The 14040-nt window shown below is 61.7% G+C and carries 15 protein-coding genes; 10 read left to right on the top strand and 5 right to left on the bottom strand.

Going from position 1 to position 14040, the window contains the following annotated elements; all coding sequences use genetic code 11:
* Nucleotides 1-75: 75 nt before the first annotated feature.
* From MHX61_RS08530 to MHX61_RS08520, 3 genes are all read right to left on the bottom strand, one after another.
* Nucleotides 76-948, bottom strand: coding sequence for a hypothetical protein (locus MHX61_RS08530; RefSeq protein ID WP_239194132.1), 873 nt, complete (start codon nucleotides 946-948; stop codon nucleotides 76-78).
* A gap of 228 nt (nucleotides 949-1176) precedes the next feature.
* Entirely contained in the window at nucleotides 1177-2235 is a 1059-nt protein-coding gene (locus MHX61_RS08525) for a CNNM domain-containing protein (RefSeq protein ID WP_204611240.1), read from the bottom strand.
* Nucleotides 2235-3629 carry a hemolysin family protein gene (locus MHX61_RS08520; RefSeq protein ID WP_239194131.1) on the bottom strand — a complete coding sequence of 465 codons (1395 nt, stop codon included), beginning with the start codon at nucleotides 3627-3629 and terminating at the stop codon, nucleotides 2235-2237. The genes MHX61_RS08525 and MHX61_RS08520 overlap by 1 nt, the downstream gene beginning before the upstream one ends.
* A 147-nt stretch (nucleotides 3630-3776) precedes the next feature.
* Between MHX61_RS08520 and hemW the strand changes: the two genes are divergently transcribed.
* The 10 genes from hemW to MHX61_RS08470 all read left to right on the top strand — a co-directional run bounded on the left by hemW (nucleotide 3777) and on the right by MHX61_RS08470 (nucleotide 13317).
* On the top strand, nucleotides 3777-4916 hold the full coding sequence (gene hemW / locus MHX61_RS08515; RefSeq protein WP_239194130.1) for a radical SAM family heme chaperone HemW: 1140 nt from the start codon (nucleotides 3777-3779) through the stop codon (nucleotides 4914-4916).
* Between the two features lie 59 nt (nucleotides 4917-4975).
* The gene (gene hrcA, locus MHX61_RS08510; RefSeq protein WP_005324198.1) at nucleotides 4976-6025 is read left to right on the top strand and encodes a heat-inducible transcriptional repressor HrcA; all 1050 of its coding nucleotides are present in this window, start codon (nucleotides 4976-4978) and stop codon (nucleotides 6023-6025) included.
* 68 nt (nucleotides 6026-6093) lie between these two features.
* Nucleotides 6094-7245, top strand: a complete 1152-nt coding sequence (dnaJ, locus tag MHX61_RS08505; RefSeq protein WP_239194129.1) for a molecular chaperone DnaJ — start codon at nucleotides 6094-6096, stop codon at nucleotides 7243-7245.
* On the top strand, nucleotides 7245-8003 hold the full coding sequence (locus MHX61_RS08500) for a 16S rRNA (uracil(1498)-N(3))-methyltransferase (RefSeq protein WP_239194128.1): 759 nt from the start codon (nucleotides 7245-7247) through the stop codon (nucleotides 8001-8003). The genes dnaJ and MHX61_RS08500 overlap by 1 nt, the downstream gene beginning before the upstream one ends.
* Nucleotides 8004-8026: 23 nt before the next feature.
* The gene (locus tag MHX61_RS08495) at nucleotides 8027-9007 is read left to right on the top strand and encodes a PhoH family protein (protein WP_239194127.1); all 981 of its coding nucleotides are present in this window, start codon (nucleotides 8027-8029) and stop codon (nucleotides 9005-9007) included.
* Nucleotides 9004-9621, top strand: a complete 618-nt coding sequence (gene ybeY / locus MHX61_RS08490) for an rRNA maturation RNase YbeY (RefSeq protein WP_239194126.1) — start codon at nucleotides 9004-9006, stop codon at nucleotides 9619-9621. The genes MHX61_RS08495 and ybeY overlap by 4 nt, the downstream gene beginning before the upstream one ends.
* A 51-nt stretch (nucleotides 9622-9672) precedes the next feature.
* Nucleotides 9673-10521: a pyridoxal kinase PdxY gene (gene pdxY, locus MHX61_RS08485; RefSeq protein WP_239194125.1), complete on the top strand. Its 849-nt coding sequence runs from the start codon at nucleotides 9673-9675 to the stop codon at nucleotides 10519-10521.
* A 269-nt stretch (nucleotides 10522-10790) separates the two neighbouring features.
* Nucleotides 10791-11828 carry a GTPase Era gene (gene era / locus MHX61_RS08480; RefSeq protein ID WP_239194123.1) on the top strand — a complete coding sequence of 346 codons (1038 nt, stop codon included), beginning with the start codon at nucleotides 10791-10793 and terminating at the stop codon, nucleotides 11826-11828.
* Between the two features lie 6 nt (nucleotides 11829-11834).
* Nucleotides 11835-12551: a DNA repair protein RecO gene (gene recO, locus MHX61_RS08475; protein WP_239194121.1), complete on the top strand. Its 717-nt coding sequence runs from the start codon at nucleotides 11835-11837 to the stop codon at nucleotides 12549-12551.
* 10 nt (nucleotides 12552-12561) lie between these two features.
* Entirely contained in the window at nucleotides 12562-13317 is a 756-nt protein-coding gene (locus tag MHX61_RS08470; protein WP_239194119.1) for an isoprenyl transferase, read from the top strand.
* Between the two features lie 25 nt (nucleotides 13318-13342).
* Here MHX61_RS08470 and MHX61_RS08465 read toward each other — a convergent pair whose 3' ends face one another.
* Complete coding sequence (locus tag MHX61_RS08465; protein ID WP_239194117.1) at nucleotides 13343-13537, bottom strand: helix-turn-helix transcriptional regulator; 195 nt, start codon at nucleotides 13535-13537, stop codon at nucleotides 13343-13345.
* Between the two features lie 3 nt (nucleotides 13538-13540).
* Entirely contained in the window at nucleotides 13541-13990 is a 450-nt protein-coding gene (locus MHX61_RS08460) for a hypothetical protein (protein WP_239194115.1), read from the bottom strand.
* Nucleotides 13991-14040: the final 50 nt, after the last annotated feature.

Below are 14040 nucleotides of genomic sequence, written 5' to 3'. Positions count from 1 at the left end.
TTCCGCGGCGAAAGCACCGCTGGTGAGCGCGAAGGGCGGCGGGATAGAGGATGGCGGGAGGCAGGAAGCGTGGACTTAGGCAGAACGGGCGGCTTTTTGTCTGGCGGAGATGGTGGAAATGAGGTCGGTCAGGAAGCGAGTGGGGTGGTCGATGAGCTGTCGCGGGGTATAGCAGAGGACGGTGAAACCGGCCTCGCGCAGACGTCGGTGGCGCTCACGCTGATGGGCAAGCGCCTTCGCGGGGATAATGTCGATGAGGTAGGCGCTGTTGATGCATAGGGCGGTCGTGATGCCGGGCAGCGCGGTGAAGGGCGCCTCGAAGAACATGGGCCAGGGGAAATCGGCCTCAATGAGGAGGGCGCGGGCGAAAGACTCGTAGGGAGAGCGGGAAAGGGAAGAGGCGTGGTGGATTACGGCGCGGACGATGCGGCTATTGCGCACTCGGCCCATGCGGGCAAACTCTTCCTTGAGGTCTTCTCGGCTGAGGCCGGAACGCAAAGCCGAGTCGGCGGCGATGAGGCCGTCGGTGAATCCGTGGTAGCGGGCGACGTCGATAACCGCGCGGGCCTTGGAAACGCAGCGGGTGCCGTCCACGAGGACGGGCTCGGGAAGTAAAGCTTTGCGGTAGATGCGCTCGGGATGGCGGCGGTCCTTGTGGGGAAGCGTATTGGTGGGAAGGGCCATTTCAATCTTTTCCTCGGCCGTGGCGATGACCCACAGTCCGTGCACGCGGGCGGCAGACTTGGAGATGAGCACCGCGGTATAGGCGCTGCGGGCGGCGGCGATGGCGCGCAGGCGCAGCTGGGAGGGGAAATCGAGGCAGTGGTAGTGATCGCGCCGGACTGCGATACGCGGTGCGAGTTTGAGGTAGGTGCCGTTTTTCAGGTCGGTCCAAAAGGTGGGGTGGTTGATGCGGATGGAGTCGATATTGGTCAGTGGTGGTGTCATGCCTCCTAGAAAAGGGCAGGCTGCCGGCCGGCGCGAGGAGGTGGCGGCCGGGCCTGTGGATAACGAGGCGGCCGTGAAGGCAGAGTGAGCGAAGTGGCGGCTGGGAAAGTTACGGCCACAGTTATCCACAGCCGGGGGCAACATCCCTTGCGCGCGGGTGCGAAAACAGCAAAGCCCGCGCCGGCCACAATGAAGCGGGCAGGGGCGCGGGCGAGGACGCGGCGAGAACTAGACGGCCGGGGGAGGGGTGACCTTATCTAGCTGCTCGGTAATCTGCGGCCACAGCTGGCCCATGATGTCGTCCCAGGTAAGGATCCACACGGCGTTGTCCTTATCGGCCTTGCCCACCATGACGAGCTGCTCGTTGCGAGCGCGCATGTGGTCCAAGGTCTTTTGCACGGTGGTGGAAGAAGACACGGACAGGGCAGGGCGGGAGAACTCGAGAACCGGGGTCTCTGGTTCTGCCAGCAAGGTATCGCGCACGTGGACCACGCGGGGGACGCGGGAGTCCTTAGGGAAGACCAGCACGCGCATGATGTTCTTGCGTACGACGAGGTCTTGGAGGTCGTCCACGGTGGCGTCGGAAGGCAGGGGCACTACCTCCGAGCCGTGCTCGCGGGCCATGGCGCCCACAGTGGAGTTTTCCAACTCGATGACATCAGAAATCTGGTTGGCAGACTCATCGTCCAAAGCGCCGGTCTCGCGGGAGTGCTCGACCAAGGTGCGCAGGGTTTCGGCGTCGTAGCCGGCCGCACCGGCGCGGTCGACGGGCTCTTCGCCGGCCATGGAGACCATTTTGTTAGCCATGACGTTGATCCACTTCAGCAGCGGGCGGAAGATCCACACGAAGCCGCGCGCGGGGACCGCGATGAACTGCAGGGCGGTCTCCGGGTGGGTAATGGCCCACGACTTCGGCGCCATCTCACCGAGTACGAGGTGGAGGAAGGTGACGACGAAGAGGGCGAGGAGGAAGCTGACGACGTCGGCAATGCCCAGCGGCAGTCCCGCGGCTTCTAGTGGTGCCATGAGCAGGTGGTGCACCCAGGGCTTGGTTACAGCACCGAGCACAAAGGTGGCGGCGGTAATGCCCAGCTGCGCGCCGGCGAGCATGATGGTCAGCTCATTGAGCGAGCGCAATCCGGCGCGGGCGGTACGGGAGTTTTCCGCATCCTCTTCCAAGCGGTTGCGGCGAGCGCCCATCAAGGAGAACTCGATAATCACAAAGAAGCCGGAAGCGGCGATGATAAGGAGGGTAACGAGGAGGTTAAACCACCACGATTCGGTCATTATGCATCCTCCTTCTTATCGGCATCATCGGAGTGGTCGGAGTAATCCTCCACCAACTCGATGGCGAGCACGGACGGTACGTGGCGGTCCACCTCTTGCACGCGCAGGCGGAGGGAGCGGACGGGTGCTTCATCGTGGTCAACCCAGTCATCGGGTTCGGCCTCGAGCTGGATGGTGTGTTCCTCGCCTACCTCAGGCAGAGCACCGGAGTGGGCAATGACGAGGCCGGCGACAGTCTCAAAGTCGCCCTCAGGCAGGTCGTGGCCGATGGCGCGCTCGATCTCATCAATCGGCGTATCGCCGTCGACCAACCAGTGGGATTCGTCCTGCTCGGTGATTTCCTCGGTTTCTTCGATATCGTGCTCATCGGTGACATCGCCCAAGATTTCCTCGGCCAAGTCCTCCATGGTCACGATGCCTACGAAGCCGCCGTACTCATCGATCACGCACGCCATCTTCTGGTCGCTATCGCGCAGCTCTTCCACCACATCCGGCAGCGGCATCAACTCAGGGACCACGACGGCCTCCTGCATGATGCTGGTGGCCTTGGTGGCGGCGGGCAGGTCGCTTCCCAGGACGTCGATAAGATGCACCACGCCGATTGGATTGTGCTCATCGTCGATGACGGGGTAGCGCGTGTGGTCGGTAGACATCATCTCGCGGACCTCACCGAGGGTGGTGTCCGGGTCAATGACGTCCACGCGGGAGCGCGGAATCATGGCGTGCTCCACGTCGTGCTCGGGGAAGTCCAGCAGGCGGTCGAGCACCATGTAGGTATTTTCATCCAGATCGCCGGCCTCATGGGAGGAATCCACGATGGATTCCAGGTCATCGGCGGTGGCGGAGGAGTCCACGTCTTCTACCGGTTCGATGCCAAAGACCTTAAGGATGGCATTGGAAGAGTACTCGAAGAAGTGGATGAGCCAGCCAAATAGTCGCAGGTAGAGCTGCGTGGAGGCGGCCAGCCAGCGCGCCGTCTTCATCGGTGCGGCGATGGTGTAGTTCTTGGGGAAGAGCTCCGCAAACAGCATCGTCGCAATCGTGGAGATGAAAAGTGCCGCGATGGTACCAACGGTGACTGACACTGCGGACGGAACGCCGACGCCGCCAAGCAACGTACCCAGTCCCTGGCCCACGAGCGGCTCGGCCACATAGCCGATGAGCAGGCCGGTAATCGTAATGCCGAGCTGCGCTCCGGATAGCATGAAGGAGGTCTGTTGGGTAATGGCCAGCGCACGTTGCGCTGTCTTATCCCCCTCAGCAGCCTGGGTCCGCAGCTGTGTGCGGTCCACGGACATATAGGAAAATTCTTGGGCCACGAAGTATGCATTCGCGACGATGATGAGGCCGATGACTACGAAGCCGGCCAGGATCATCACAATAGCCGATAACATGATTTACTCCCCACCGCCTAGAAGGTGGCAGGGACATCGACTGGGAGGTTCCACTGAGGGTGCCTTTCTACTAGGGAAGATGGAAACATACTACATGCTTAACCCCCATTTCAGCCATTTTGTTCCCCGCCTATTAGGGTTTTATCCATGACTGAACCCTTCGGGCTGTATATTCACGTTCCCTTCTGCGCCACTCGCTGTGGCTATTGCGATTTCAATACCTATACTCCGGGCGAGTTGGGCAGCCCGCGCGATCTTACCGGACCCTATCTGGATGCCTTGGACCGCGAGCTGGAGTTGGCGGCCGCGCGCGTAGGCCGCCCGGCCGAGACCGTCTTCATCGGCGGCGGCACGCCTTCTTTGCTGGGCGGGCAGGGGCTGACCCGGATCCTCAATACCGTCCGCTCCACCTTCGGCTTGGCGCCAGGGGCGGAGGTCACCACAGAATCCAACCCGGAGTCCACCTCACCGGAGTATTTTGCCCAGCTTGCCGATGCCGGCTATACCCGCATCAGCCTCGGCATGCAGTCCGCATCCCCCGGCGTTCTCCAAGTCCTGGAACGCGCCCACACCCCCGGCCGCGCCTTCGCCGCTGCTCGCGAGGCCCGCGCCGCTGGCTTCGAGCACGTCAACCTGGACATGATCTATGGCACGCCCACCGAAACCGATGACAACGTGCGCGAGACCCTCGATCGCGTGCTAGAAACCGGCGTGGACCACGTCAGTGCTTATTCGCTCATCGTAGAAGACGGCACCCGCATGGCGCGCAAGGTCAACAAGGGTATCCTGCCCGCCCCCGATGAGGACGTGCTGGCTCGGCGCTATGAGATGATTTCCTCCACCCTCGAGGCAGAAGGCTTTGAGTGGTACGAGGTCTCCAACTGGTCCAAGCCCGGCGGCGAGTGCGAGCACAACCGCATCTACTGGGTAGACGGCAATTGGTGGGGCGCCGGCCCAGGCGCCCACTCGCATTTGGGCAACGAGCGCTTTTTTAACGTCAAGCACCCCTCGCGCTATATCGATGCCCTCGGCCGCGACGAGCTGCCCATCAAAGAAACCGAGACGCTTACCGACGCCGACCGCCACATGGAGAAAATCATGCTCGGCCTGCGCCTGCGCGAGGGCATCCCGGAGGCCTGGCTCGATGCCCACGCCGCACCCACCCTCGAGCGCTTCATCGGCCGCGGCCTGCTCGAGCGCGCCGACGATCGCGTACGCATCACCAAGCCCGGCCGCCTGCTGGCCGATGGCATCATCACCGATCTCCTCGTCTCCGAAGAAACCTAATCCTCCTCCCGTCTAAACTTGAAAGCACGTGAAATAGCCAAGCGAATAGGAGCGCCATAGTGTCTACCTCAACCGATGCCCGCCGCAAGGAAGTCCTGCGCGCCATCGTGGCGGACTATATTGCCTCCCAGGAGCCCGTTGGCTCTAAGTCGCTCCTAGAGCGCTACCAATTGGGCGTCTCCTCGGCCACCATCCGCAATGACATGGCCGTGCTCGAATCTCAGGGCCTTATCTCCCAGCAGCACGCCAGCTCCGGCCGCGTGCCCACCCAGCAGGGCTACCGCCACTTTGTCGACTCCCTCCATGAGGTCAAGCCGCTGTCGGCCCCGGAGCGCCGCGCGATGCTCAACTTCTTGGAAGGCGGCGTCGACTTGGAGGACGTGCTGCGCCGCTCGGTGCAGCTACTGGCGCAGGTGACTAAGCAGGCGGCCGTCGTCCAGCTGCCCAATCTCAAGGTCTCGCGCGTCAAGCACTGCGAGGTCGTGGCGCTGTCCCCGGTGCGCCTGCTGCTGGTGCTTATCACCGATAACGGCCGCGTGGACCAGCGCAATGTGGAGCTCGATGAAATCATCGACCAGGACCAGACCTTCCGCCTGCGCGACATCGTCAATAGCGCGCTAGTGGGCAAGACGCTTACCGACGCCTCCGTGGAGCTCGCCCACCTCGTCGACGACGCCCCCTTGGACATCCGCCACCACGTGCTCAAGGTGGCCACCACGCTCATCGAGACCTTGGTGGAGCAGCCCTCCGACCGACTGATTATGGCCGGTGCCTCCAACCTGACGCGCGTGGCGCGCGAGTTTCCGGAAGGTTTGCCCAAGATTATTGAGGCGCTCGAAGAGCAGGTCGTCGTCCTCAAGCTGCTTGCCCGCGTTCCCGATCTGGGCAACGTCTCCGTGGTTATCGGTGAGGAAAACGAGGAAGACCAGCTGCGCCAAGCCTCCGTGGTGGCTACAGGCTATGGCCTGGGCACCGGCGATGAGGTGGCTACGCTCGGCGGCCTTGGCGTAGTGGGGCCTACCTTTATGGATTACTCGGGAACAATTTCTAAGGTCTCTGCCGTTGCACGGTATGTGAGCGAAATTTTGGCCGGCGAGCAGTGCGAGTAAACTGGCTGGCCGCGCATTATTTTTCAAGTTAACCCCAACAAGACGAATTAGAAGGAATATCTCTTACAGTGGCTCGTGACTATTACGGCATCCTCGGTGTTGATAAAAACGCAACTGACCAGGAGATTAAGAAGGCCTACCGCAAAATGGCCCGCAAGTATCACCCGGACCTGAACCCGGATGATGAAGCCGCCGCGGAAAAGTTCCGCGATGCCGCGCTGGCCCAGGAGGTCCTGCTGGATCCGCAAAAGCGCCAGATCGTGGACATGGGCGGCGACCCCATGGAACAGGGTGGCGGCGGTGCCGGCGCCGGTGGCTTTGGCGGCTTCGGTGGCGGCGGCCTCGGCGATATCTTCGCCGAGTTCTTCGGCGGCGGTGCCGGCGGTTCCCGCGGCCCGAAGTCCCGCGTCCAGCCGGGCAACGATGCCCTGCTGCGCACCCGCATCACCCTGGAGGAGGCCTACACCGGCCTAAAGAAGAAGGTCACCGTGGATACCGCGGTGCTGTGCGATAGCTGTGGCGGCACCGGCTCCGAGTCCAAGGCCAAGCCGGTTACCTGCGATAACTGCAATGGCATGGGCGAAATCCAGGAGATGCAGCGCAGCTTCCTGGGCAACGTCATGACCACTCGCCCGTGCCCGAAGTGCCAGGGCTTTGGCGAGGTCATTACTGACCCGTGCAACCACTGCGCCGGCGATGGCCGCGTGAAGAAGCGCCGCGATATCACCGTGAATATCCCGGCAGGCATCAATGATGGCATGCGCATCCGCATGGCCTCCCAGGGCGAGGTCGGCCACGGCGGCGGCCCAGCCGGCGACCTCTACGTCGAGGTCCACACGGAGGAGCACCCCGTCTTCCAGCGCAATGCCGATGACCTGAACCTCACCGTGCGCGTGCCGATGATTGACGCCGCCTTGGGCACCAACTTCACCATCGATCAGCTAAGTGGCGAAGAGCTCACCATCGATATCGAGCCGGGCACCCAGCCGGGCGAGTCCATCAAGGTCGATGGCGCCGGCATGCCGCGCCTGCGCACCGATGGCTACGGTAACCTCTTTGCCCACGTGGACGTCGTTGTGCCGAAGGACCTGGACCGCAAGACCCGCGAGTCCCTGGAGAAGATCCGCAACTCCCGCGACGAGGGCGCGCGCGTACGTACCACCGGCGACGGCCAAGAGGAATCCTTCTTCAGCCGCATTCGCGATAAGTTCCGCCGCTAATGTCGCTGCCCGTCTTCATCCACCCGGACCTTTCTGCCGCGCGCACCGGCGAGGCTTTCAGCTTCTCTGGCCCGGAGGCCCGCCATGCCGTGACAGTCAAGCGCATGGGGGAGGGCGAACGCCTCGAGCTTATCGACGGCACCGGTATCCGCCTCACCCTCACCATCACCGCCGCCACGGGCAAGGACTCCCTGGAGGGCACGGTCGAGTCCATTGTGACCATGCCTGAGCCCGCCCCGCGCGTGACCGTGGTGCAAGCCATCCCGAAATCTGAGCGCGCCGAGCTCGCCGTGGATCTTGCCACTCAGGCCGGCGCCGACGAGATCATCGCCTGGCAGGCGGATCGCTGCGTGGCCAAATGGGACGGCAAGAAGGCTCCCAAGGCGGTGGCCAAGTGCCAGGCAGCTGCGGATTCCGCGGCCAAGCAATCCCGCCGCGCCCGCCTCCCTCAGGTGCGCGGCCCGCTGACCACCTCGCAGCTCGTTCAAGAGCTCACCGGTGGCCGCGACGGCGCTTCCTCCAACGCTCCCACTGTGCTCGTGTTGCACGAGGAAGCAACAGTCTCCATCAAGGACGTGCCGCTGACGGACAATGTCGTCCTGCTCGTCGGCCCCGAGGGCGGCATCGGCGACGCCGAGCTCGATCGCCTCAAAGAAGCCGGCGCCATGCCCATCAAGCTTGGCCCGGAAGTGCTGCGTACAGCGAGTGCGGCAATGGTGGCGCTGGCGGCAATCGGCATGCGCACCGAGCGTTGGTAGGCGGCGCTGGTAGCCTAAAGCACGTGCCTATCATCACGAAGAAATGTGAGCTAGATTCCGCCTACGTCAGCAGCGTGCTAGGTAGCGCGGACGATAACTTGCGCGTGCTCAATAACCGCCTGGATGCGGACCTTTTTGCCCGCGGCAACGTGGTCACCGTCACCGGTCCCGATTATGAAGTGGCTCGCGCCGCCAAGATCCTCGATGAGCTCGAGGCCATCGCTCGTCGCGGCCACGCCGTGTCTACCGATACGGTCAAACACACTATGGACATGGTGGCCGTGGAGGCGCCGCAGTCGGTCTCGGCGGCGCTGGCGGCGGACATCGTTAAGCGCCGCGGCAAAGCCATTCGCCCGAAGACGGTGGGGCAGTCCGAATACGTGCAGGCCATCGACGATAATACCGTGGTCTTCGGCATCGGCCCGGCCGGTTCCGGCAAGACGTACCTCGCGGTAGCCAAGGCCGTGCAGGCGCTACAGACCAAGCAGGTCTCGCGCATCATTCTCACTCGCCCTGCCGTGGAGGCAGGGGAGAAGCTCGGCTTTTTGCCAGGCACGCTCAATGACAAGATTGACCCTTACCTGCGCCCGCTCTATGACGCCCTGCGGGACATGCTCGACCCAGAAATGATTCCTAAGCTCATGGAGGCCGGCATCATCGAGGTCGCCCCGCTGGCCTATATGCGCGGCCGCACGTTGAACGATGCCTTTGTCATTCTTGACGAGGCCCAAAACACCACGCCCGCGCAGATGAAGATGTTCCTGACTCGCCTGGGCTTTGGCTCCAAGATTGTGGTCACCGGCGATGTCTCCCAGGTAGACCTTCCACACGGCCAGGTCTCCGGCCTGCGCATCGTGCGCCGCATCCTGCGCAACGTGGAAGATATTCACTTCGCGGACCTGGGTTCCAAAGACGTGGTGCGCCACCAACTGGTCGGGCGCATCGTCAATGCCTATGAGACCTTTGATAATAAGAAAGCCGCAGAATACGAGGGAATGGAATGAGTATCGAGTTTCTCAATGAATCCGGCTTCGAAGGCGTTAACGAGGAGATGCTGATTGACGTCGCCTCTTATGCCTTCGGCGCCATGGACATCAACCCCGATGCCGAGTGCACGATCACCTGCGTGGATTTGAAGACCATCGAGGATCTCCACGTGCGCTGGATGGATCTGGAAGGCCCCACCGACGTCATGAGCTTCCCCATGGACGAGCTCACCCCGGGGGCCATCGCCGGTGGCGGCCGCCCCGATGCCGCCGATCCAGGCCCGGCCATGCTGGGCGATATCGTGCTGTGCCCCGAGTTTGCCCTGCGCCAAGCAGAGGCCGCCGGCCATTCCTTAGGCCACGAGCTTGCCTTGCTTACCGTGCACGGCTGCCTGCACCTTTTAGGCTATGACCACTCCACCCCGGCTGAGGAAAAGGAAATGTTCGGCCGCCAGAACGAGCTGCTTGCGGATTGGTACGACGACCTCGCCGAGCGCGGTGTTGCGTATCAGCCCAAGCCTTCTGGTCCGAAGGCTTTTCCCGATGCCGCCGAGCGCGCCAACCTGGACAAGCAGGTTCCTGGTGGGGGCATCCCTGCGGTGGGAGAACCACAAGATTGCCCGGAAGAATAATTTTTCGGTTTCTTTTGTGAGCGCGTGCGCCGCGTAGCACAATGGAAACCTATGACTATCCTTTCCATCCAGTCCCACGTCACCTACGGCCACGTTGGTAACTCCGCGGCCGTCTTTCCCCTGCAGCGCGCCGGCCATGAGGTATGGCCGGTCCACACGGTGAACTTTTCTAATCACACCGGCTACGGCGACTGGGGCGGGCCGATGATTCCGGCTAGCGATGTCACCTCCATCATCGATGGCATTGAAAAGCGTGGCGCCTTCCCACAGATCGACGCCATTCTTTCTGGTTACCAGGGTGGCGCCGATATTGCCGACGCCATCGTGGAAACCGTCCGCCGCATCAAGGCCGCCAACCCCAAGGCACTCTATGCCTGCGATCCCGTGATGGGCAATGCCAAGTCCGGCTGCTTCGTCTCCGATGAGATCCCGCCGCTTTTGCGCGACCGCGTCGTTCCCGTCGCCGATATCATTACCCCCAACCAATTTGAGCTGGGTTACCTCACCGATTCCGAGGTCGGCACCCTGGATGAAACCCTCGCCGCAGTAAAGAAGGCGCAGGAAATCGGCCCAAAGACCGTGCTGGTTACCTCCGTTAAACGCCCCGAGACCCCTGAAGACCAGATTGAGATGCTTGCCGTCGACGGCGACCGTGCCTTCCTAGTGTCCACCCCGCTGCTGCCGTTCAAGCGCAACGGCTCCGGCGACGTCACCGCCGCCTTGTTTACCGGCCACTACACCGAGACCAGCGACGTCAAGGAGTCCCTGCGCCGCACCGCCTCTTCCGTGTATGACTTGCTGGAAAACACCTACGAGGCAGAGACCGCTGAGCTCCAGCTCATCCAATCCCAGGACGTATTCGCGCATCCGCGCATGCAGTTCGACGCCGAGGAGCTTTAAACCCTACGCGGCCCCCGCTTTGGCGCGTGGGGCCTGTGAAGTTTGGCCTCCTAAAGTTAGGTCCATTCTGATCGGGCCGATCTGAGGAAAACTACCCCTCAGATCGGCCTTTTCGCCCTCAATTCAGCCTGATCTCTTTCGACTTTTCTCCTCCGCTCCCTCAAGCACCCGCACCTACGCCCGGACCAAGACCCCATGCCCCAACACAGCAGCAAAGAAGCATTAGAACTAATCGGAGATCTTGACTCCGTGGGCTATTATTGCGGGTAATGAGTTCTGATTTTGATGCACAGTTTGATGCGGCATTCGAGGGCCTGCCAGCAGACCCCGATGATGCCGTGTCGGAAGGCGCCGAGAATACGGCAGCCCCGCTTGATTATTCGCAATACACCGATACCCCGGAGGGTTTCCGCTCGGGCTTCGTATCCTTTGTCGGGCGCCCGAATACCGGCAAGTCCACGCTGACTAATGCCCTGGTGGGACAAAAGATTGCGATTACCGCTGACCAGCCGGAGACCACCCGCCACACCATTCGCGGCTTGGTGCACCGCGAGGATGCACAGGTCATCGTCGTAGATACGCCGGGCCTGCACCGCCCGCGCACCCTGTTGGGTGAGCGCCTCAACGAGGTAGTCAAGGATACATACGCTGATGTGGACGTTATTGGTCTGACCATCCCGGCCGATGAAAAAATCGGCCCTGGTGACCGCTGGATTTTGGATAACGTGCGCTCCATTGCGCCGAAAACGCCGATCATCGGTATCGTCACCAAGCTGGATAAGGCCAGCAAGGACCAGGTAGGCGCCCAGCTTCTGGCCCTGCACGAACTGCTCTCTCAGGATGACCCGAATGCGGTAGTCATACCGGTGTCCTCCAAGGAGGGCGTGCAGCTTGATGAGCTGGTGCAGGTCATCGTGGATCACCTGCCAGAAGGCCCGAAGTTCTACCCGGATGACCACATCACCGATGAAGGCCAGGAAAAGCGCATCGAGGAACTCATTCGTGAAGCCGCCCTGTCCGGCTTGAAGGCGGAGCTGCCACACTCGGTGGCGGTGCAAGTCGATGAGATGCTGCCGTCGCGCACCCGCGAGGGCGTGCTGGATATCCACGCCATTTTGTACCTGGAGCGCCCCGGCCAAAAGCGCATTATCGAGGGCAAGGATGGCCTGCGCTTCCGCCGCATTGTGGGCAACGCCCGCAAGGAAATTATTAAGCTGCTGGGCCAGAACGTATACCTAGACTTGCGCATTAAGGTGCTGAAAAATTGGCAGTCTGACCCGAAGTCGCTGGGCAGGCTCGGGTTTTAAACCACTATGCGCGAGAACTATCGTGACCGCGCAGTGGTCATCCGCACCTACGACTTTGGCGAGGCCGATCGCGTCATCGTCCTCCTCACCCGCGATCACGGCCTCGTGCGCGCGGTGGCCAAGGGCGTGCGCCGTGCCAAGTCGCGCTTTGGTTCGCGCCTGCAGCTCTTCGTCAACCTTGATGTTCAGCTATATGTGGGCAAAAATCTAGCCACCATTTCCCAGGCGGATACGGTGGATTACTTTGGCGCGCGCCTCATTGAGGACTATGAGCGCTATACGGCTGCGTGCGCGGTGCTGGAGTCAGCAGAGCGTCTTGCTTTTGCCGACGCCGACCATGACCCCTACCTCTACGAATCCGTCACCGCGACCTTGGAGCAGCTGCAAACGGCAGACCCAACCATGACGCTGGATGCCTTTTTACTGCAGGCGATGGCGCATGCCGGTTGGGCGCCGAGCCTTTTTAACTGTGCCCAGTGCAACCGGCCCGGCCCGCACCACGCCTTTCACCCGGCAGTCGGCGGAGCGGCGTGCCACGAATGCCGGCCTCCGGGTGCCGCGGAGGTGGATCCAGAAACCCTGCATCACCTGTGGCTTTTATCGCATAACTATCCAACGAATCCCACGAATGCGCAAAAGCAGGAGGGGCATCGCCTAGCGCGGGCGCACCTGCAGTGGCACATGGAGCGCAATGTTTCCGCATTGCAGGTTATGGAGCAGTAGAATATAGCCTGTGATTACGCCAGACCCGAACCGCACTTTGACCCCGCCGAATATCCCGGATGAGTTCCTGCCGCGCCATATTGCGCTGGTCATGGATGGCAATGGCCGCTGGGCCCAGGAAAAAGGCATGAAGCGCACCGAGGGGCATAGGCGCGGCGAAGCCGTGCTTCTCGACGTCGTCGATGCCTGCCTTGCTGCCGGCGTTCCCTACCTTTCCGCGTATGCGTTCTCCACGGAAAATTGGCGCCGCAGCCCCGAGGAGGTCCGCTTCCTTATGGGCTTTAACCGTGACGTGTTGCGCCGCCAGCGCCAGTGGCTCAATGAGCGCGGTGTGCGCGTAGTGTGGGCCGGCCGCCGCCCGCGCCTGTGGCGCTCAGTGATTAAAGAGCTCGAGGCTGCCCAGGAGCTGACCAAGGACAATACCAAGATGACCTTGGCCATGTGCGTCAACTACGGCGGTAGGGCAGAACTGGTGGATGGCTTTAGGGACATCGCCAAGCAGGTTGCAGCCGGCGAGCTTAACCCGCGCGATATTAAGGAAGAGACCATCGCGCAGCACCTCTATGATCCGGACATGCCGGATGTGGATCTCTTCCTGCGCCCGTCCGGGGAGAAGCGCACCTCCAATTTCCTGCTGTGGCAGTCCGCGTATGCGGAGATGATTTACCAGGATAAGCTCTTCCCAGATTTCACCCCGGAGGACCTTTTTGCCGCTATCGAGGAATACGCGCGGCGCGACCGCCGCTTCGGAGGCGTTAAGAAGTAACGCGCAGCACCGAAGCGGTGTGCGTTTATACCTCGGGGATAAAGATATCCTCGATTGAGCAGGAAAAGTGGCGCGCGATCTGAAAAGCGAGGGGGAGCGAAGGATCGTAGCGTGCCTTTTCAATACTGATGACCGTTTGGCGCGAAACGCCTAGCTCGGTGGCCAAGCCCTGCTGCGAGAGTCCTTGGCTCTCGCGAATCTCTTTTAGCCGATTGTCCATGGCTTAGCTCGCTGCCCGTTTGTGGGCAAAGTAGCTAATACCAAAAGTCCCGGTGACAAAGACTCCCAAGATGATAGTGAGCAGGGTGCCGGAAACCTGAAACTCCCAAAAAGAAGAAACAACGCCGAGGCCACCAATGCCAAAAAGCATGGCGTGCAGGGTGTTTTCCGAGGCCTGCGAATACCAATGGGATTCGATGGAATTTTCCGGATCGGGTGTTGCCCCACGGATGGTGTCCCGATCCACCATGAATAGCCAGCTAGCCGTCGTAGCAACAGGCAGTAGGCACAGTGCGTACACGGCAAACGCTAGTAGGGGCGAATCATCGTGTACGAACGCGGCCATGATGGCGCCGGCGACTGCAGCAAGGCTCACGCCAGCTGCAACGGATAGTGTGATGAGTTTGGTTTGCGTGCCGCCAAACTTGGGGCGGCCAAAGCGAGTGGTCTGCATGGGACCTCCTGTAGTAAACGATTGTAAAGCGTGCTTGACACACACTGTAT

This window comes from Corynebacterium sp. ACRPF (assembly GCF_022347395.1).
GTDB lineage: Bacteria > Actinomycetota > Actinomycetes > Mycobacteriales > Mycobacteriaceae > Corynebacterium > Corynebacterium tuberculostearicum_D.
Note: the sequence above shows the minus strand (reverse complement) of the source record. Positions and strands in the feature narration are given on the sequence as shown.